Source organism: Fictibacillus arsenicus (assembly GCF_001642935.1).
GTDB classification, from domain to species: domain Bacteria; phylum Bacillota; class Bacilli; order Bacillales; family Fictibacillaceae; genus Fictibacillus; species Fictibacillus arsenicus_B.
Genome location: NZ_CP016761.1, coordinates 3695198 through 3715723, shown reverse-complemented (window position 1 = coordinate 3715723; position 20526 = coordinate 3695198). Strand labels below are relative to the sequence as shown.

The 20526-nt window shown below is 43.8% G+C and carries 20 protein-coding genes; 15 read left to right on the top strand and 5 right to left on the bottom strand.

Annotated features, from left to right (window positions below):
* The first annotated feature begins 62 nt into the window (after positions 1-62).
* The 5 genes from tenI to ABE41_RS18765 are packed head-to-tail and all read left to right on the top strand — an operon-like array spanning position 63 to position 3718.
* On the top strand, positions 63-683 hold the full coding sequence (gene tenI, locus ABE41_RS18785; protein ID WP_066293763.1) for a thiazole tautomerase TenI: 621 nt from the start codon (positions 63-65) through the stop codon (positions 681-683).
* A complete protein-coding gene (thiO, locus tag ABE41_RS18780; RefSeq protein WP_066293759.1) occupies positions 667-1740 on the top strand; it encodes a glycine oxidase ThiO in 1074 nt (357 codons plus the stop codon). Before tenI ends, thiO begins: the two co-directional genes overlap by 17 nt.
* Positions 1730-1933 (top strand): sulfur carrier protein ThiS, encoded by a 204-nt coding sequence (thiS, locus tag ABE41_RS18775; protein WP_066293753.1) that lies wholly within the window; start codon positions 1730-1732, stop codon positions 1931-1933. The genes thiO and thiS overlap by 11 nt, the downstream gene beginning before the upstream one ends.
* Positions 1934-1937: 4 nt before the next feature.
* Complete coding sequence (locus tag ABE41_RS18770; protein ID WP_066293751.1) at positions 1938-2705, top strand: thiazole synthase; 768 nt, start codon at positions 1938-1940, stop codon at positions 2703-2705.
* Positions 2702-3718 carry a MoeB/ThiF family adenylyltransferase gene (locus tag ABE41_RS18765; protein ID WP_066293741.1) on the top strand — a complete coding sequence of 339 codons (1017 nt, stop codon included), beginning with the start codon at positions 2702-2704 and terminating at the stop codon, positions 3716-3718. Before ABE41_RS18770 ends, ABE41_RS18765 begins: the two co-directional genes overlap by 4 nt.
* Before the next feature lie 48 nt (positions 3719-3766).
* On the opposite strand, the gene ABE41_RS18760 is transcribed toward ABE41_RS18765, so the two are convergent.
* Complete coding sequence (locus ABE41_RS18760) at positions 3767-4294, bottom strand: P-loop nucleotide/nucleoside kinase family protein (protein ID WP_066293738.1); 528 nt, start codon at positions 4292-4294, stop codon at positions 3767-3769.
* 183 nt (positions 4295-4477) lie between these two features.
* Positions 4478-5398, bottom strand: a complete 921-nt coding sequence (locus ABE41_RS18755) for a DMT family transporter (RefSeq protein WP_367642127.1) — start codon at positions 5396-5398, stop codon at positions 4478-4480.
* Between the two features lie 347 nt (positions 5399-5745).
* Here ABE41_RS18755 and ABE41_RS18750 point away from each other — a divergent pair, with 347 nt between their 5' ends.
* The 3 genes from ABE41_RS18750 (at position 5746) to ABE41_RS18740 (ending at position 8665) form a co-directional block, all read left to right on the top strand.
* Complete coding sequence (locus ABE41_RS18750; protein ID WP_066293731.1) at positions 5746-6645, top strand: DMT family transporter; 900 nt, start codon at positions 5746-5748, stop codon at positions 6643-6645.
* 138 nt (positions 6646-6783) lie between these two features.
* On the top strand, positions 6784-7734 hold the full coding sequence (locus tag ABE41_RS18745; RefSeq protein WP_066293729.1) for an ABC transporter ATP-binding protein: 951 nt from the start codon (positions 6784-6786) through the stop codon (positions 7732-7734).
* Positions 7706-8665 carry an ABC transporter permease gene (locus tag ABE41_RS18740; protein ID WP_066293726.1) on the top strand — a complete coding sequence of 320 codons (960 nt, stop codon included), beginning with the start codon at positions 7706-7708 and terminating at the stop codon, positions 8663-8665. Before ABE41_RS18745 ends, ABE41_RS18740 begins: the two co-directional genes overlap by 29 nt.
* 290 nt (positions 8666-8955) lie before the next feature.
* Here the strand turns inward: ABE41_RS18740 and aceA are convergent, their stop codons facing one another.
* The 3 genes from aceA to yhfH form a co-directional block, all read right to left on the bottom strand.
* Positions 8956-10242 carry an isocitrate lyase gene (gene aceA / locus ABE41_RS18735; protein WP_066293723.1) on the bottom strand — a complete coding sequence of 429 codons (1287 nt, stop codon included), beginning with the start codon at positions 10240-10242 and terminating at the stop codon, positions 8956-8958.
* A gap of 209 nt (positions 10243-10451) precedes the next feature.
* Positions 10452-12053, bottom strand: coding sequence for a malate synthase A (gene aceB, locus ABE41_RS18730; protein WP_066293720.1), 1602 nt, complete (start codon positions 12051-12053; stop codon positions 10452-10454).
* Between the two features lie 71 nt (positions 12054-12124).
* Positions 12125-12256 (bottom strand): protein YhfH, encoded by a 132-nt coding sequence (yhfH, locus tag ABE41_RS20810; protein WP_083207884.1) that lies wholly within the window; start codon positions 12254-12256, stop codon positions 12125-12127.
* Positions 12257-12532: 276 nt separating this feature from the next.
* On the opposite strand from yhfH, the gene ABE41_RS18725 reads away from it, so the two are divergent.
* The 7 genes from ABE41_RS18725 (at position 12533) to ABE41_RS18695 (ending at position 20497) form a co-directional block, all read left to right on the top strand.
* A complete protein-coding gene (locus ABE41_RS18725) occupies positions 12533-12982 on the top strand; it encodes an Lrp/AsnC family transcriptional regulator (protein ID WP_066293718.1) in 450 nt (149 codons plus the stop codon).
* Between the two features lie 495 nt (positions 12983-13477).
* Entirely contained in the window at positions 13478-14419 is a 942-nt protein-coding gene (gene nikB, locus ABE41_RS18720) for a nickel ABC transporter permease (RefSeq protein ID WP_066293712.1), read from the top strand.
* Between the two features lie 18 nt (positions 14420-14437).
* Positions 14438-15334: an ABC transporter permease gene (locus tag ABE41_RS18715; RefSeq protein WP_066293709.1), complete on the top strand. Its 897-nt coding sequence runs from the start codon at positions 14438-14440 to the stop codon at positions 15332-15334.
* Positions 15335-15350: 16 nt separating this feature from the next.
* Positions 15351-16880 carry a glutathione ABC transporter substrate-binding protein gene (locus ABE41_RS18710; protein ID WP_066293705.1) on the top strand — a complete coding sequence of 510 codons (1530 nt, stop codon included), beginning with the start codon at positions 15351-15353 and terminating at the stop codon, positions 16878-16880.
* Positions 16881-16888: 8 nt separating this feature from the next.
* Positions 16889-17893, top strand: coding sequence for an ABC transporter ATP-binding protein (locus tag ABE41_RS18705; protein WP_066293702.1), 1005 nt, complete (start codon positions 16889-16891; stop codon positions 17891-17893).
* The gene (locus ABE41_RS18700) at positions 17865-18839 is read left to right on the top strand and encodes an ABC transporter ATP-binding protein (protein WP_066293700.1); all 975 of its coding nucleotides are present in this window, start codon (positions 17865-17867) and stop codon (positions 18837-18839) included. The genes ABE41_RS18705 and ABE41_RS18700 overlap by 29 nt, the downstream gene beginning before the upstream one ends.
* A 5-nt stretch (positions 18840-18844) precedes the next feature.
* Entirely contained in the window at positions 18845-20497 is a 1653-nt protein-coding gene (locus ABE41_RS18695) for a gamma-glutamyltransferase family protein (RefSeq protein WP_066293698.1), read from the top strand.
* Positions 20498-20526: the final 29 nt, after the last annotated feature.

Sequence of the window (20526 nt, the reverse complement as noted above, 5' to 3'; positions counted from 1 at the left end):
ATTATCCGCTAAAAATTTGTGAAACCACCTCTTTGCTGCATAAAGGAGGTGGTTTTTTTATTGTGAAAAAACAACTGCATGTCATCACAAACGGCAAGCAAACTGGTGATGAGATCACCCGTATCGCACGCGACATCCATACATACATAACAGCTCTTCACATACGTGAAAAAACAAAGACTGCGAAAGAACTGACCCAGTTGCTCGAACAGCTTAAAAGAAACGGCGTGCCCATGAGTAAAATTATCATAAATGATCGTGTCGATGTGGCTGTTTGCTGGCAGACGAAAGGAGTTCAGCTAGCTTACCACAGCTTGGACGCAGCTCTTGTCAGGGCAGCTTTTCCAGATATGATGATTGGCTGTTCGGTCCATTCTTTGGAGGAAGCGCAAAATGCTGAACAAAAAGGGGCAGATTTCCTCCTTTATGGCCATGTTTTCTGGACAGAATCAAAACGAGAGCAAGATCCTAGGGGTATTGAGCCGTTGCATCATATTGTAGAGCAAACATCGGTGCCAGTTATCGCAATCGGAGGCATTAAGGCGGAAAACGTTTGTGAGGTTCTTCATACAGGTGCTGCTGGCATTGCCGTAATGTCTGGAATTTTAGAAGCTGAATCACCGCTTGAAGCAGCGAAAAATTACAAACGCGAATTGGAGGTTTGGAATGAGCTTAACGTATGATGCCATTGTGATTGGAGGCGGTGTGATCGGATGTTCCATCGCCTATCAGCTATCCAAAAAGCAAAAGAAAGTTCTTCTGCTGGAAAAAGGCAAAGTCGGAGAGAGAGCATCCAGTGCCGCAGCTGGCATGCTTGGCGCACAAATGGAGTTCAATGTGGATGATCCTTTCTATCCGCTCGCAAAAATGAGTCGGCAGATGTTTCGAGATCTGTCGCGAGAACTGTACGAGATTAGCGGTATTGACATCGAACTCATGGAAAATGGAATCTATGAACTCGCTTTTAAGGAAGACGAGTGTGATCGGCATCAACAACGGGCAGAACGGGATACACTTCAGGGTGAAACGGTCAGCTGGCTATCGTCTAGTCAGTTGCAAGAACGGGAGCCAGCCATCTCAAACAGAGCACTTGGAGCTCTTTATTTTCCGAATGACGGTCAGGTTTCTCCGGTACAACTGACAAAAGCTTACCTGGAAGGCGCAACGTTTTACGGAACAGAAGTAAAAGAACAAACAGAAGCGGTTCAACTCATCCAAAGCGGAAACAAGGTAAAAGGTGTTGAAACAGATTCGAAAACTATTTTTGCAGATCACGTCATTTTAGCAGGCGGCGTGTGGAGCTCAAACCTATTGCCTGAACTCCAGATGGTTCCGGTAAAAGGCGAATGCATTTCGTTTATGACCAGCGACCCGCTTCTGCACGGAACCGTAAAATACAACGGCTGTTATCTTGTGCCAAAACGAAACAACCGAATCTTTGTTGGTGCCACAAGTGTTCCACATACATTCGATGAAAAAATTACGTTTGCAGGTATTTTTGAATTGATGGAACGAGCGAAACAGATGGTCCCCGATTTAAATAAAGCCGCGTTTGAAAAAGCATGGACGGGAATTCGTCCTCAGACCAAAGATGGAAAACCTTATATCGGCCATCATCCGCAGCATGAGGGGTTACATGTTGCGGCAGGTCATTATCGCAACGGAATCCTTCTGTCACCCGTCACCGGTAAAATAATTGCCGACCAAATAGAAAGTGAGGTGCGTTTATATGAAACTTAAAATCAACGGCGATGTAGTACAGGTGCCAGATGCACTGAAATCAGTTAAAGAACTGCTCGAACATTTGAAACTGAACGACCAGATTATCATCGCAGAAGTGAACGAGGAAATTATCCAGAACGAAAAACAAAATAATACCCAAATAAAAGAAAACGACAAAATCGAACTTGTGCGATTTGTTGGAGGAGGATGATCTTATGTTACATATTGGACCTTATTCATTTTCATCAAGACTGCTTTTAGGAACAGGAAAGTACCCGGATTTTGAGATACAGAAAAAAGCGGTAGACGCTTCCGGTTCTGAGATTTTAACGTTTGCCGTACGCCGGATGAACATCTATGAAGCGAGTCAGCCAAACTTTTTGGAGATGCTTGATTTGAAAAAATACACCCTGCTGCCAAACACGGCGGGTGCCAAAACAGCTGAAGAAGCAGTACGCATTGCAAAACTGGCGAAAGCATCCGGATTATGTGATATGGTAAAAGTAGAAGTAATCGGCTGCGACAAAACGCTGCTGCCTGACCCTGTAGAAACATTAAAAGCGACAGATGAACTGCTAAAAGAAGGATTCATTGTACTGCCTTACACATCGGATGATGTCGTGCTGGCGAGACGTCTGGAAGAACTGGGTGCGCATGCGATCATGCCTGCTGCTTCTCCGATCGGTTCTGGGCAGGGAATCATTAATCCTCTCTATCTAAAATTTATCATCGAGCAGACGAAGGTCCCGGTGATCGTGGACGCCGGAATCGGTACGCCTAGTGACGCGATGATTGCGATGGAGCTTGGGGCAGATGGCGTGCTTCTGAACACAGCGGTCGCAGGTGCAAAGGATCCTGTGAAGATGGCTCTGGCGATGAAGATGGCTGTAGAAGCCGGGCAGCTAGGGTTTGAAGCGGGCAGAATCCCGAGAAAAGAAACGGCAACAGCGTGCAGTCCTTTAGAAGGGTTGAGTGTGAAGTGAATGACAGATATTCGAGACAAGAACTTTTTAATCCGATAGGTAAAAAAGGACAGACGAAATTACGGGAGAAGAGCGTGCTGATCGTTGGAGCAGGGGCACTTGGTGCATCCAGTGCTGAAGCGCTCACCCGTGCAGGAGTAAAGAGGATTGTCCTCGTTGACCGGGATTATGTGGACTGGACGAATCTTCAGCGTCAGCAGCTTTATTCAGAAGATGATGCAAGGAATCAGCTGCCAAAAGTTATTGCTGCCAAAAACCGTCTGCAAATGATCAATCGTGATGTTGAAATCCAGGCTCATGTGATGGATATGGGGATCGAGGAAGCAGAAGAGCTGATCTCGGGAATCGATCTTATTATGGATGCTACGGATAACTTCGAGACGAGGCTCATGATCAACGATCTGGCTCAAAAATATCAGGTGCCCTGGATCTACGGTGCATGTGTCGGAAGCTACGGAATCAGCTATACGATCCTCCCGGGAGAAGGGCCGTGCCTGAACTGTCTTCTTGATAAAATTCCGGCGAACGGCCAAACGTGTGATACGGTTGGAATCATTGCGCCAGCGGTTCAGATGGTGGTCGCTTACCAGACAGCAGAAGCATTAAAGATACTCGTTGAGGATTTCCAAGCGGTTAGACGTAAGATCGTAACCTTTGATCTTTGGGAGAATCAGCAGATGCAGCTGGGAATGGAAAAGGCGAAAAAAGAGGATTGTCCATCCTGTGGAGCTAATCCGGCGTATCCTTATTTAGAAAGAAAGGCTGAATTGAAAACGGCTGTGTTATGCGGCAGGGATACGGTCCAGATTCGCCCATCTTACAACCGAGAGATCGACTTGGAAGAGATGGAGAGAAGACTTGTATCTCATGGAAAAGTACGGCGAAACGCGTATTTGCTTGAAGTTGAAAGTGACAGCCGCCGATTCGTCCTTTTTAAAGACGGCCGTGCGCTCGTTCATGGAACGAAAAATACGGCAGAAGCGAAATCCATCTATAATAGGTTCATAGGGTAAAGGAATAAAACCGACCAGATTATTGTCTGCTCGGTTTATTTTATAGGTTTAGTTTTCAATTACAATTTCTCCTTCACCTTTTGGTATTTCGAAACCATTAAGGTAGGAAGTTAAAACTTCTTCTGTAATAGGGAACGCATTAGCATCAAAGCGTCTTTTCCGTATTTTAAGCCGTTCACGCAAATCATCAGGGTGAACTTTTAAATAAATAAGCTGCCACTTACCGCCGGCCTTTTCAATAAGTTGTTTATATTGATCCCTTCTTGCACGATCCCAAAAACTGAAGTCAATGACCACCTGTTGTTTATCATGAATCAACTCTATTAAATAATTGCGCAATTTACTTTCTGCTACTTTCTTGTATTCCTCAATCTTTTCAAGTGGGAAATCAACCCCGTAACGACCATTCACAGCCCATATTTCTTCATCAATTGATAGACGTACAAAGCCTTCTTTTTCTAATAGTTGTGAGAATGTCGTTTTCCCAGAACCAGCCACACCACACATCATTACCACTAGAGGGGTGAAGTCATCTCGCTCCCGATAAATTAAGTCAAAATTAAATTTTTCAAACATCTGGTTACTCCCCCCCATTTTTTTAGATAAATTCCATCCCTTATAACTATTCGATTTAATTGTCTTTCAATCCTTTGGCAGGCTATAAAGCATTCTAAAACGAAGTGTAGCCCCTTTTATGCAAAAAAAATCGCAACGAATTACGATGCGATTTGATAGTGAATTTATTATTATGTTACAAGTTTAGGCGGCATCTTTTTTGCGCAGTCTTCGGTTTCGGATCTCATCAACTGCACCAGACCCTAACAGAACGCCAGTGATAATGAGTAAAAAGCCTAAGATGTGCTGAAATCCGATTTTTTCATTTAAAAAGAGTGATGCGCCGACTAATGCGAAGAAAGGATTTAAGTTTATGAAGATCGATGCTTCGGATGCACCGATTTTTCCGATTGCCTCGTTATAAAGCATATGCCCAACGGCTGTTGCGATACAGGCAGAAGCGAAATAGATCAGCCATAGCGGGACGGTAGAATTCTCAATGATCCCTGCAAACCCTTCAGGCTCTTCAAATAGTCCGATCACGATCAAGAACAGCGAACCGATGACCATCATATAACCGGTCATCAAGCGTGGATCGAGCGTGTGGGCCACGCGTTTAATCAAGATGAAACTTACAGCTTGAGTGAGTACTGATAAAAGAATATAAGCATCTCCGAACGAAATCCCCGTAACCTCACTGCCTTCAAGGACGATGAAAGCAACTCCGGTGAATCCTAGCAAAAGACCAATGCCGCGCAGAGGCGTTAAAGGTGTACCAATAAAAAGGATAGCCAGAATAGTCGTGAGAAGCGGCGACATCCCCATGATCAATCCGCCGTTTGTAGCAGTCGTTCCAGTCAGTCCGATCGACAAGTAATAGTGATGGGCAACAACATTAAATAGTGAGGCAACAAAAACGTACCAGAATTCCTTTTTTGTCAGCCATCGGCCTTTTTTTATTAAAAAAAGAAGCAGAAATACGGTTAATCCTGCTGTTAACACACGGATACCCGTGATGGTAACAGGCAAAAAGTTCGTAACGAGAATTTTCGTCGCCGTTACGTTCAAACCCCACGCAATCATAACAAAGAATAATATCAAATACGTTCGGTATGGTTTCATCATGTCATCTTCTTTCTTCTGCTTTTACTTAACGAAGTAAAGTATTAAAATGATTTTAGTTTCAATTGTACCTTATTGGAAGAATTTTTAAAGAGAAAAAGCTTGGAATTTTAAGATTAAGGCGAATTGACTAATTTTACTGGTGATAAGCAGAACTTTTACTGCTCTTATTCAGAACTGCTATAGTAAGAGGAATATAGAAGATTTGTCGAAAGACCTATATATTTCAAATTAGACCTAATTTATATCTGAGAAGACTTAATTTTTTGAATCTAGACCTAATGCATCCGCATTTAGACCTTATTGCACGCTAAATAGACTTAATCTACAGAAAAGCGGTGAGATCTACGATGAAAAAAGTGAATCCATACGTACTGCTTATTGTGGCTACTTTAATATGGGGAGGAAATTTCGTGATCGGACGGGCGATTACGAGCAGTTTGCCGCCCGTTTCACTGTCCTTTTTGCGCTGGTGCACAGCTTTCCTTATCTTTCTGCCGTTTGTGTGGCCGATGATTAAAAAAGAATGGCCAATTGTTAAGAAGAAGTGGCCGATTGTGCTGCTCATGGCACTCACTGGTGTTGCCGGATTTAACACGCTTTTATATATCGCTCTTCATTACACGACTTCCATAAATGCATCACTTGTTAATACTTCAACACCAATCATCATTTATATACTGTCTTTTTTCATGCTGGGCGATCGGTTGAACCGTAATCAGATCATCGGAACCGTGCTATCATTAGCGGGGCTGCTCATTATTATTTCCCAAGGTTCACTTGATGTCTTGCTGAAGTTTTCATTTAACGCAGGGGATATGATTGTGATTGCTGCTGTTATCTGCTGGAGCATTTATTCGTTGCTTGTAAAACAAAATGCCGGTAAATTACCAGGATACAGCACCTTTGCGGTCTCGATGGTTCTTGGTATATTTATTCTGCTTCCTTTCTTTATACAGGAGGCGAGAACGACTGAAATTGTATGGTCGGTAGGTTCCATATTGACGATCCTTTATACAGGTGTTTTTGCCTCTATTGTTGCATTTATGTCATGGAACACAGCTGTAGAACGAGTCGGACCGAATAAAGCAGGAATTTTTCTTAACTTGATTCCGGTGTTTGCTGCCATTTTTGCAGTGTTATTTATCGAAGAAAAACTTGCCTGGTACCAAGCATTAGGCGGAGTATTTGTAATATGCGGCGTCTATATATCAACAAAAATGACAAAACTTGAACAGCAGGAGGTATAGGGGTGGGGGTAGGGGTCAGACCCCTACCCCCACCCCTATCCATTAAAATGGATTATTTTACAAATTTATGAAACTATTTTCTATTCTTAATCGTATCTATAGTGCAGGATATGTTTGAGAGATAGGATAGGAGGAACTATGACGACACATACGTTGGAACTTAAAAATTTGACGAAAAAGATTAAGAGCAAGACGATCGTTGATGATTTATCTTTCTCTGTCAGAGAAGGCGAGATCTTTGGATTGCTTGGGCCTAATGGTGCGGGGAAGACCACGACTATCCGTATGATTGTAGGGCTGATTTCGATCACGGACGGTGATGTTTTTATAAATGGCACCAATGTTCGCGGAAACTATGAAAAAGCGATGGAACAAGTCGGGGCAATCGTTGAAAACCCGCAGCTTTATGATTTTATGTCAGGCTACAAAAACTTAATGCAATATGCGCGGATCATGCCTGGCGTTACGAAGGAAAGAATTGATGAAGTAATTAAACTCGTAGACTTAGAGTATGCGATTCACGACAAAGTAAAAACATATTCACTTGGAATGAGGCAGCGTCTTGGTGTCGCACAGGCACTTTTACATAAGCCGAACGTGTTGATCTTAGACGAGCCTACTAACGGTCTTGATCCACAAGGAATCTATGATTTGAGAAACTATTTGCGTATGCTTGCCAACAACGGGACGTCCGTTATCGTTTCTTCTCATATGCTTGCTGAGATGCAGATGATGTGCGACCGTGTTGCGATTATTCAGCATGGAAAGCTTGTCCGAATCGATGAGATCACGAATCAGGAAGATGAAGCAGATGTGAAGGTTCATTTCCAGATCGAAGGCGATTTAACACAAGCGAAACAGGTTCTTTCTGACATGAATCCTGAGCTGGCTGTGGCGGAAAGCGGGAACGAACTGATCGTTCAGACTTCTGACGTAAAATCGATTGCAGAGATTAACAAACAGCTGGTGCTTGCTGGTGTTCTCGTAGTTGGTATCCAACGCAAAACGAAGACGCTTGAAGAGCGATTCTTAGAGATGACAAAGAAAGGGGGCGATATGAATGAAGTGGCTGTCCCTGTTAACGAATGAATGGATTAAGATCTTTAGCAGAATCAGAACGTGGATTTTTATCGCACTTCCTATTTTAATTATTATCGGTGTCGCGGTTTACGATAAAGTGACGACTGAAGAAGTAGAGAATGATAACTGGAAGCAATTGCTTACACAAACGCTTGAAGATGATAAGAAAGCACTGGAAGATGCTAAGAAAAATAACGAGAATCAAATTTATATTGATATGCTTGAATCAAACATCAAGCAAAACGAATATGCCATTGAAAATGACATTTCGCCCAATGAAAAAACAACGTGGAAGTACATGAAAGAAATGGCTCCAATTTCATCCTTGATCGGATTGTTTGTAATCGTTGTGGCGAGTGATATCGTATCAAGCGAGTTTTCAAAAGGGACGATTAAGATGCTGCTGATCCGTCCTTACAGCAGATGGAAGATTCTTTTGTCGAAGTTTCTAGCGACGCTTGGGTTTGCGTTTGTCATGTGGCTTGTTGTTATTGCGACAACATGGCTCGTCGGCGGCCTCGCATATGGATTTGGCGGGATTGATCAGACATACCTAGTCGTAACGGATAGTCAGGAAGTGAGAGAACGAACAGTTGTAGAATATGTATTTGCGAACATCGGTGTAGAATTTATTGAATTAACTGCACTAGTCGCATTATCGTTCATGATCTCAACACTCTTCATGAGTAACTCTGTCGCGATTGGTGTAGCGATGTTCACGATGTTTGCAGGAAACACGATCGTGATGCTCCTCGCGAACAAAGACTGGATCATCTACACGCTGTTTGCGAACATGGACCTCAGTACATTGATTGATGGGCAAAACCAGCTGATCAAAGATTTAACTCTTCCGTTTTCCATCAGCATGCTAGCGATTTACACAGCAGTCATGCTCGCAATCACGTTTACCGTCTTCCAAAAGCGGGACGTGAAGGCTTAATAGTAAAATAGTAGGGGACAGACCCGGGTCTGTCCCCATTTTTTATGATGTAAAGGGGTACTTTGAGCGAAAAAGGAAGATTTTGAGCGAAACTAAAGGCAGTTTGAGCGTAGCAAGAGGATCTTGAGCGTAACTCGACGTTTTTGAGCGAAACCCCAATGAGCCTGAGCGGACGTGTAACAAATAAAAGAACACGTACCGTAAAACTAACCAACAAAGGACAGGAGCCACTCGTCTCCTGTCCTTTCTTTATATTTATCCTATTCACTTATTCTATCTATACAACGAAGTTAAGCTTCCTGCTGTTGAAACTGATCTTCTTCTGTAGATCCTTTCAATGCTGTTGTAGAAGCTGTACCACCGGAAACGAGCTGTGTTACTTCATCAAAGTAGCCTGTTCCTACTTCACGCTGATGGCGGGTAGCGGTATATCCGTCGATTTCGCTATCAAACTCGCGCTGCTGCAGCTCAGAATATGCACCCATTCCACGAGATTTGTAGCCTTTTGCTAATTCAAACATGCTGTGGTTCAGCGCGTGGAAGCCAGCCAAAGTTACGAACTGGAACTTGTAGCCCATCGCCGCAAGCTGCTGTTGGAATGTTTCGATCGTCGCATTATCCAGCTTCTTTTTCCAGTTGAAAGACGGCGAGCAGTTGTAGGCTAATAGTTTGCCAGGGAACTGTTCATGAATCGCATCCGCAAACTTTTGTGCCTGCTCTAAGTTTGGTTCAGATGTCTCGCACCAGATTAAATCAGCATATGGCGCATAAGCCAAACCGCGCGCGATCGCTTGATCCAGACCAGCTTTTGTACGATAGAATCCTTCAGCTGTACGCTCACCAGTAATAAATTCCTGGTCAACCGGGTCGATATCGCTCGTAATTAAGTCAGCCGCATCAGCGTCCGTACGGGCGATCAGCACAGTCGGAACACCCATCACGTCAGCTGCCAAGCGAGCCGAAATCAAATTCCGAACCGCCGTCTGAGTCGGAAGCAACACTTTTCCGCCAAGATGTCCGCATTTTTTCTCAGAAGACAGCTGATCTTCAAAGTGAACAGCGGAAGCGCCAGATTCGATCATGCCTTTCATCAGTTCAAATACGTTTAGCTGTCCGCCGAACCCGGCTTCAGCATCCGCTATAATTGGCAAGAAGTAATCCACTTCATTTCCACCTTCTAAATGCTGAATCTGATCTGCGCGCTGAAGAGCAGAGTTTATACGTTTTACCACGTGTGGCACAGAGTTCGCCGGATACAAACTTTGATCCGGATACATGTTTCCAGAAAGGTTGGCGTCTGCTGCGACCTGCCAACCACTTAAGTATACGGCTTTCAGACCTGCCTTTGCCTGCTGAACAGCCTGATTCCCCGTTAAAGCCCCTAAAGCGTTTACATATGTTTCATTTTGAAGGATGTTCCAGAATTTTTCTGCCCCATGTTTTGCAAGGGTATGTTCAATATCGATCGATCCGCGCAAACGGATAACCTCTTCCGCTGTATAAGGGCGGCTTACTCCTTGCCAGCGCTCCTCATTTTTCCACATTTCCTTAAGCTTCTCCACACGTGAATTAGTCATTAGTCCCTCTCCTTAATGTTTTTATTTTTTTGTAGAAGTGGTTGATTTCCGCTCCAGATGCTCGCTTTCCGCGGGGCGGGCGGTGAGCCTCCTAGCGCTTTGCGCCCTCAGGAGTCTCACCTGTCCCACTCGTCCCGCAGGAGTCTCGCACCTTGCGCTCCAATCAACTTGTCAATGAAGGGTCACATAAATAGCCTTAAACCATCCATTTATAAAATGTCATAGCCTCTGTTAGTCAGGAAATCTTGAAACTCATCTTCGCGGATTAGTTCATCGAACAGCCCGACCGCTTCCATAAACCGGCCGTTATTGAATGAATCCTCACTCATTTGCTGTTTCAACTTTTGAACTTCTTCTAACTTTAGCTGCTCTACCAGTTCGAATGTAACTTTACGTCCATCACTTAAAACACCTTTCGGATGGCGGATCCATTGCCACACTTGGGCTCTCGAAATCTCAGCCGTAGCGGCATCTTCCATTAAGTGATTGATTGGCGCTGCGCCTTTTCCTCTCAGCCATGAAGCGATGTACTGAATACCGACACTTATGTTGACGCGCAAGCCTTCTTCTGTAATTTCGCCTTCTGGTACAGCCACTAAATCGTCGGCCGTTACAACGACATCTTCTCGTTTTCGGTCGATCTGGTTCGGCTGCGGCATGATTCGGTCAAACACTTCCATAGCAACAGGTACGAGTCCCGGATGGGCAACCCATGTCCCGTCATGACCGTCAGATGCCTCGCGTTCTTTGTCAGCACGCACTTTTTCAAAAGCAGCAGCGTTTGCTTTCTCATCATTTTTAATCGGAATTTGTGCCGCCATACCGCCGATTGCAGGTGCGTTCCGTTTGTGACACGTCTTAATCGCAAGAACAGAATACGATCTCATGAATGGTACAGTCATCGTAACAAGGGAACGGTCAGGCAGAATCACGTGCGGCTGATTGCGGAACTTCTTAATGTAGCTGAAAATATAATCCCAGCGTCCGCAGTTCACGCCTGCAGAATGATCGCGCAGTTCATATAAAATCTCATCCATCTCAAAAGCGGCAACAATGGTTTCGATTAGTACAGTCGCCTTAATCGTACCCCTCGGAATGCCCAGCTGTTCCTGCGCGTAGATGAAAACATCATTCCAGAGTCGTGCTTCTAAGTGACTTTCCATCTTAGGAAGATAAAAATAAGGACCAGAACTTTTTTCGATCAGCGTTTTTGCATTGTGATAAAAATAAAGTCCAAAATCTACTAAACTTCCAGACATCGGTTCTCCGTCGACAACAATATGCTTTTCTTCTAAATGCCAGCCGCGGGGACGAACGATTAGTACAGCGGGATTATGCCTGAGCTGGTATTTTTTCCCGTTTGGTCCTTCAAAAGAAATCGTCCGGTTGACCGCGTCCTTTAGATTAATCTGGCCCTCAATTGTATTTTCCCAAGTCGGTGAGTTGGAGTCTTCTAAATCAGCCATGAAAACTTTTGCACCGGAATTCAGAGCATTGATGATCATCTTCCGGTCAACAGGTCCTGTAATTTCAACCCGGCGGTCTTGAAGGTCCTGAGGAAGTGGAGCGATCGTCCAATTGCTGTTGCGGATATGCTCTGTTTCACTCAGAAAGGCGGGGAATACCCCAGAATCAATTTCTTTTTGCTTGATCTTACGCTTTTCCAAAAGTTCTTTTCGCGTTGAATTAAATTGCAGATGAAGCGATTTTAAGAATAGAATTGCACCAGGTGTTAAGATCTTTTCATATTCGGGCGGGGTATTTCCTGTTACATGAAGACTTGACGTATCAATTTTCACTTTTAGCGACATTCCTTTCTGATTATGTTATTGAACAGATGAAACAAATATTAATTGTTATATAACAACATGTGTAAAAAAATTTACCTCTCGTGTTTTCCGATACAGCGTTCGCACTCATAAAGGTAAGATTCATGCTGCTCCTCAATCACACATCCACACTCGACACACGTTTTCTTTGGGATATTGAAGTGAAGCTCAAGATAGTTTTTCATTTTAAATTCCTCCTGTTTTTTTGTTTGATTTGATTATAATGCATTGTATTATAACAGATTATATTTTGCAACAGCTGTTTTATAACATTTTTTGTTTTTTTCTTAAATTAAGTCATCTGTCCTAGCTATTTGAAGGTTTTTACAGGTATATAACCATTTTGTCCTATCATAGAGGACGATTATCTGTTGTAATACAGTTGTCCACCTAAGCCTTATTTGAATTTTTAGAAAATAACGCTTACAATGAACACATTCAAAGTAAACGTGGTGATTTTATTGAAAATAGATGATACAGATCGAAAAATATTAGAGCTGCTGACTCAAGATGGAAGAATGTCTTATGCAGAGATCGGTAAAGAGCTGAACCTTTCCCGGGTTTCTGTTCGGGAGCGCGTGAACCAGATGAGAAAAGCAGGTGTTATTGAAAAGTTCAGCGTGGTCATTGATTCAGAAGCGGCAGGTAAAACAGTCTCAGCGTTTTTCGAAGTAGACTGTGAACCGGCATACCTCGTAAAAGTAGCGGAAAAGCTCGTGAATAATCCAAGTGTGGCCAGCTGCTATCAGATGACAGGGCCGAGTACCTTACATATGCACGTATTAGTGGAAGACTTTCCTTCACTGGAGAAATTCATAAACAATGAACTCTATGGAATCAAAGGTATTTCCAGAGTGGAATCGCATATTCTTTTAAGAAGATTCAAGAGCAGATCTGGATTAAAACTATAATAAAAGAATGATAGAAAAGGGTGAGGCTGCATGCCAGTAATTTAGGCGTGCGGCCTTTCTTTTTTATGGCTGTGGGTTTGTCGAAAAGTCTATAAATGAAGAATTACGGCCTGGAAATGAATGTTACAGCCTAGAAAAATAAATTACGGCTTATAAATAATTACAGAATCAAAAATTACGGCCTGGAAACCAATCGACTGGTTACATACCCCATCAGTGAGCACTATCAATCCCCTCGAAACTTTTTTATAAGTATAAATAACTACATTTTCCGTTCTAATAGGACAAAATTCCGCACATTCTTTCAAAACTTGTAAGAACATAGTCGTGATTTTATTTTGTTTATAAAAACGTATAGAAAATATTCTGAATATATTTTATAATCAGAAACAATAAACCGTTTGTTAATTCAAAATCTAATTTAGGTTAACAAACGGAATGTAAATGTACGTAATGTAATCGAAAAGTTGAAAAAAGGGGAGAGGTGAAGAGGAAATGGCAGGATTGATTGTAAGGCGCGTTTTCCAGCTAGTTCTTTTGTTAATAGGCATTTCATTTATCGTTTTCATGAGCATGCACATTGCACCTGGAGATCCTGCAAGTATTATAGGCGGACCAACTGCAACCCAGGAAGATGTAGAGGCAATAAGAGAAAACCTTGGTTTGAACGAACCATTGCTTACCCAGTATTTTGATTATTTACGAGGTATCTTTACGGGTGACTTAGGATTCTCCTATCAAACGAAACAAGCAGTGTCAGAAGCAATCATCGATCGGTTTCCAAACACACTGAATCTAGCGATTGCAAGTATTATCGTTGCAATCGTAATCGGAGTAACAACAGGCATTATATCTGCATTAAAACATAACACATGGTTTGACGGATTAAGCACTGTCATCGCATTAGGGGGCATCTCTATACCTAACTTTTGGCTCGGTGCTATATTGATCCTGATTTTCGCCGTCAACCTGCAGTGGTTTCCTGTAGGCGGACTTACTGAACCGTTCTGGACGATCGAAGGGATGAAACAGCTTGCACTACCAGCCATAACACTTGGTACAGGTTCAGCTGCTATGATCGCTCGAATGAGCCGGTCGGCAATGCTCGAAGTCATCCGGGCAGATTATGTAAGAACAGCCAGAGCAAAAGGCGTTCGCGAAAAATCAGTAATCATGATGCACTGTCTAAGAAATGCCATGATACCAGTCATTACGGTAATCGGCTTGAACTTCGGATTCCTGCTTGGCGGAACCATCATTACAGAATCTGTTTTTGCCATTAATGGAGTAGGAAGGCTCATGATTGAATCGATTGCGGCCCGTGACTTTCCGATGGTACAAGGCTCGGTTCTTCTTGTAGCGACACTTTTTGTTTTAGTAAACCTTATTGTCGATATCGTGTATGCCTTTATCGACCCGAGAATCAGTTACGAATAAAAGGGAAGGGGGGATAACATGTCAACAGAAGTGGTTACACAGCAATTGCCCGCACATAAGAAAAAGAAAGAATTTGCCCTGTTAAAAACGTGGAAACGATTGATCAAAAATAAAATGGCGATTGTTGGACTAGCGATCATTGCTTTACAACTTTTCATGGCTCTTGCGGCACCAGTTATCGTTGGGGTTGATCCGAACAAGCAGAACCTGGAACTGAGTGAATTGCCGATTGGTACAGAAGGCCATGTGCTCGGGACGGATAATTACGGACGGGATATTTGGAGCAGGATCGTATACGGGGCAAGAATTTCGTTGTTTGTCGGAATCGGCGCGGTAAGTCTAGGACTGGTTGGCGGTGTGATCCTTGGACTTCTATCAGGTTATTACAGAAGACTAGATGGCATCATTATGAGATTTGTAGATTTAATGTTTGCGTTCCCTGGTATTCTGCTAGCCATGTTAGTTATCGCAATCTTAGGGACAAGCCTAGTAAATGTCGTCATTGCGATCAGTATTTGGTCCATTCCAACCTGTGCAAGGATTGTAAGAGGAAGTGTTCTCTCTATTAAAAAACAAGAGTACATCATTGCCATGAAATCTCTTGGAGCGAGCGATCTTCGCATTATGTTCAAGCATGTTCTGCCAAACTGTGCAGCGCCGATCATCGTTTTTGCCACAATGAGAATGGCGACGGCGATTCTATCGACCGCATCATTAAGTTTCCTAGGGTTAGGTGCACAGCCGCCAACTCCTGAATGGGGAGCGATGATCGCTGCAGGACAAGAGTATATGTGGACATCGCCTCATATGATCGTCGTTCCGGGTATAGCGATCATGCTCGTTGTATTTGCGTTTAATGTTGTCGGCGACGCGCTTCGCGACGCTCTAGATCAAGGAATGAGTTTGGATAAATAAAAGGGGGAGATTACAAATGGGAAAAAAGTGGTTTACTAGTTTGTTAACGGTTCTTTTTGTATTGTCTTTGGCTTTAACGGGTTGCAGCAGCAGTTCTTCATCAGGCGGAAGTGCTGGTGATGCTAAACAAGAGCTAACCTATGCAACAACCTCGAAAGTTGTAGGACTTTCTCCAATTCTCACAAACGATTCTGTATCCTCTACTGTTATCGAGCAAATCTATGAAACGCTATTTGTCCGCGACAACAAAGGGGAAATTGTTCCTCACCTTGCAGAATCTTATGAAAATCCTGATGAGAATACGTGGGTGATCAAGCTAAAGAAAGACATCAAGTTCCATGATGGAACACCTTTTAATGCAGAATCGGTGAAATACACATTCGATAAGCTAAAAGATCCAGCAACTGCTGCACCGCGTGCCTCTCTTTTAGCACCTGTTTCATCTATCGAAGTTCAGGACGAGCACACAGTCGTTTTAAAAACAGAAAAGCCGTACGGTCCGATGCTTGCTGCTCTAACACATTCAAATGCAGCCATCGTTTCACCGACAGCTGACAAAAAACAAGATCTTATGAAAGACCCTGTTGGAACAGGACCGTTCAAGTTCTCTGAAAAAGTAAACGGTGATGACATTGTACTTGTGAAGAATGAAGATTACTGGCAAAAGCCAGCTAAGCTGGAGAAGATTACGTTTACGGTTGTTCCAGAGGTATCAACTGCCATCTCTATGCTGCAGACAGGAAAGGTTCAGCTGATTGACGCGTTAGCACCTGAACTTATGCCGCGCCTGGAAAAAATCAAGAACGTGGAAACACAAAAAGTAGATGGAACACCGGTTTATTACTTAGCCTTCAACATGGAAAAAGCGCCGATGAACGATCTGAAATTCAGACAGGCTGTATCTCAGGCGATCAACCGTGAAGGCTATCTGAAAAAACTGAACGGGCTGGGCGTCTACTCTAACTCATTCATCGGTCCAGAAGTGTTCGGACATCCGAAAGACGATAAAGGACCTAAGTTTGACCAAGAAAAAGCAAAAGAACTCGTTAAAGCGAGCGGGTTTGATAAAAAAGAAGTCAAGATGCTTGTGGCGAACACAGCATCATACATGAACATGGCAGAAGTCATTCAAGCTCAATTAAAAGAAGTCGGTATTCCAGCCAAGATCGAAACACTTGAATGGGGTACATATCTCGATGTATCCAAGACAGGTGACTTTGATATCACGATTGCCGGCTGGTCGAATGTAACAGGTGACGGAAGTGAACTATTGTTCCCGCGTCTGCATTCAGCAAACATTGATGCAACAAACTTAAGCCGTTATAAAGATGCTGAACTCGACAAGCTGATCGAACAATCACGTTCTGTTGTTGATCAGGAACAGCGTCAGGAAATTTTAACAAAAGCGGACGAATACGTAATGACACAGCTGCCGGTACTGCCGATCTATCATGGGATCGCATCAGCTGCTTACGATAAATCAGTTAAAGGCTTTAAGATGGAACCTACAGGACAGTGGTCACTATACAGCGTTCATAGAGAGTAGGGATAACGATGAAAGATACTGTGTTAGAAGTGACAAATCTAGTAACAAAGTTTAAGTCTGCGGACGGTCTTTTACCAGCTGTCCGCGGCGCCTCTTTTTCAGTAAAAAAAGGAGAAACGCTCTGCATCGTTGGAGAATCAGGCTGTGGTAAAAGTATCACAGCCCTTTCCATCATGGGGCTTCTTCCTTCAAACGGAAAAATAACAGATGGGTCCATATCGTTTAATAATCAGAACTTGGCTTCGATGTCTCCAAAAGAAATGCAGAAGCTGCGCGGAAACGATGTTTCTATGATTTTTCAGGAACCGATGACAGCTTTAAACCCTGTATTTACAGTTGGCTTTCAAATTCGTGAACCATTGATGATCCATCAGAAACTATCAAAGAAACAAGCCCATGCAAGAGGTATCGAGCTTTTGAAGATGGTAGGAATTCCGTCTCCAGCAGAACGGATGAACCAATTTCCGCATGAATTAAGCGGGGGGATGAGACAACGGGTGATGATCGCGATCGCCTTATCCTGTAATCCGTCCTTGCTGATTGCAGATGAGCCGACTACCGCGTTGGATGTAACAATACAGGCGCAGATCATTGATTTGCTGAACGATCTAAAAGAACAATTAGACATGAGCATGATCATGATCACGCATGACATGGGTGTTGTGGCTGAGATCGCTGACCGTGTCATCGTTATGTATGCAGGAGAAGTGATAGAAGAAGGACGGGTAGAAGAAATTTTTGAAAACCCGCAGCATCCATACACAAAAGGACTCTTGTCCTCTGTGCCAAATGTAGATGATCCTGATTTTGAATTGAAACCGATAGCGGGGTCGATGCCAATGTTAAATGAAAAGATCAGCGGGTGCCGTTTTCATCCGCGTTGTCCTTATGCTTTTGAAAAATGTTTCAGTGAATCACCAAAGACTTTTTCGGTAACAGATAAACAGAACGTACGATGCTGGCTGCAAGAGGAGGTAGGGCAGAATGGCGGTAGACGAGCAAGTTCTTTATAGCGTAAAAAATGTAAAGAAGCACTTTCCCATTAAAGGCGGTCTGCTTCAGCGGGTAAAAAGCCATGTAAAGGCAGTCGATGGTATTACCTTGGATATTTATAAAGGGGAAACATTGGGTGTCGTTGGTGAGTCTGGCTGCGGAAAATCAACATTAGGGCGAACGATCCTCGGACTTGAATCTCTGACAGAAGGAGAACTTGTCTTTAACGGGAATAACATCAGTAAGTACTCAGCACGCCAGTTAAAGCCGTTCAAAAAAGAGATGCAGATGATCTTTCAGGATCCGTACGCTTCTCTTAACCCAAAACAGCGCATTGGCGATGCTCTAGAGGAAGCACTTATTATTCATACAGATCTTCCGGCACGGGAAAGAAGAGAAAAAGTGGTCAAGCTTTTAAACGAAGTCGGTTTAAAAGAAGATCATTATGAGCGTTATCCGCATGAATTCAGCGGCGGTCAGCGTCAGCGCATCGGCATCGCCCGTGCGATCTCCATCAATCCTTCTTTTATCGTATGTGATGAACCGGTTTCCGCACTCGATGTTTCTGTACAGGCCCAAGTTATTAAACTATTAAAAGATCTGCAGGAAAAGCACGCATTGACGTATTTGTTCGTTTCACATGACCTGGGAGTCGTTCGTCACCTTTGTAACCGGGTGCTCGTCATGTATTTAGGACAGATGGTCGAACTCGCGCCTGTAGAGAAGCTATATGAAAATCCGACACATCCCTATACAGAGGCTTTATTGTCTGCTATTCCAAGACCAGCTGTCGGGCGAAAAAGAGAACGGATCCGTTTAACCGGCGATCTGCCGAGTCCTTCCAATCCGCCGACTGGCTGTCCGTTTCATACCCGTTGTCCTATCGCAAAAGATCATTGCGCAACAGAAAAACCGGCGTGGCGTCAAATTGATGACGGCCATTTTATCGCCTGTCATGAGAGGTGAAGTAGATGAATCAGACGAATCAAACATTACCGCATAAAAAACAAAACCTGACGTACAATGCATTGAACAACCCTTATTCTTCTCAGAGGATGACCGTTTACGCCAAAAAAGGCATGGTCGCAACGAGCCAGCCGCTAGCGGCACAAGCAGGTCTTGATATTTTAAAAAAGGGCGGAAACGCGGTTGATGCAGCGATCGCCACAGCGGCTTGTCTCACTGTTGTAGAACCGACCTCAAACGGAATCGGGGGAGATGCTTTTGCACTCGTCTGGGTGAACGGTGAACTGCATGGCTTGAATTCAAGCGGCCCCGCGCCAAGAGGTATATCCATCGAAGAAGTGAAGAAGGCTGGGTTTGACGCGATGCCAAAGTTTGGCTGGCTTCCTGTTACAGTTCCTGGCGCACCGGCAGCATGGGCAGAACTCTCCAGCCGATTCGGAAAACTTTCATTAAAAGAAGTTCTCGAACCAGCTATTTCGTATGCTGAAGAAGGCTACCCGCTTACACCGATTCTCGGAAAGTACTGGAAACGAGCTTATGAAACGTACAAACGGGAATTGAAAGGTGAAGCGTTTGAGAGCTGGTTCAAAACCTTTGCTCCAGACGGTCGTGCTCCTGAAGTGGGTGAGATTTGGCGTTCGCCAGACCATGCACAGACTTTGCGGGAGATCGCAAAAACAAACGGCGAATCATTTTATAGAGGAGCACTTGCACAAAAGATTGCCGAAGCTTCTGAAGTCCAAGGCGGATTTCTGCGAAGTGAAGATCTAGCTTCATTTTATCCAGAGTGGGTAGATCCCATCAAAGTGAACTATAGAGGATATGATGTGTGGGAGATTCCGCCAAACGGGCAAGGAATCGTTGCACTCATGGCATTGAATACGTTAAAAGGCTTTGATATTACAGAAAAAGAATCAGCCGAAACGTACCATAAACAAATTGAAGCCATTAAACTCGGCTTTGCGGATGCTAAAAAATATGTAACTGATCGATCAAGAATGAGCGTCTCTGTTGAAGGGTTATTGTCTGAGGAGTATGCGGCAGTGAGACGCGAGCTGATCGGGGCTGAAGCCCTTCAGCCGGAACCAGGCATTCCGCCAAGCGGTGGAACGGTCTATTTAGCAACAGCAGATGACGATGGAAACATGGTCTCGTTTATCCAAAGCAATTATATGGGCTTCGGATCAGGGGTTGTTGTTCCTGGAACAGGGATCGGGCTGCAGAACAGAGGCCACGATTTTTCATTAGACCCTGACCACGATAACGCACTGGAACCTGGTAAAAAAACGTATCATACGATCATCCCAGGATTTTTAACGAAAAATGGGGAAGCGGTCGGTCCGTTTGGTGTGATGGGCGGATATATGCAGCCTCAAGGCCACGTACAAGTGGTGATGAACACAGTAGATTTTCATTTAAACCCTCAAGCCTCACTGGATGCACCTCGCTGGCAGTGGATGGAGGATAAAAAAGTACTAGTTGAACGTTCATTGCCTGCTCATATTGCAGACGAATTGGCAAGAAGGGGACACGAAGTACAGGTTGCGATGGATTCGGGGAACTTCGGCCGCGGCCAGATCATATGGAGAGATCCAGAAACGGGCGTTCTCGCAGGAGGTACGGAAGGAAGAACAGATGGCTCTATTGCTGCCTGGTAAAAAGACGAACCAAAACCAACCTAGAATAA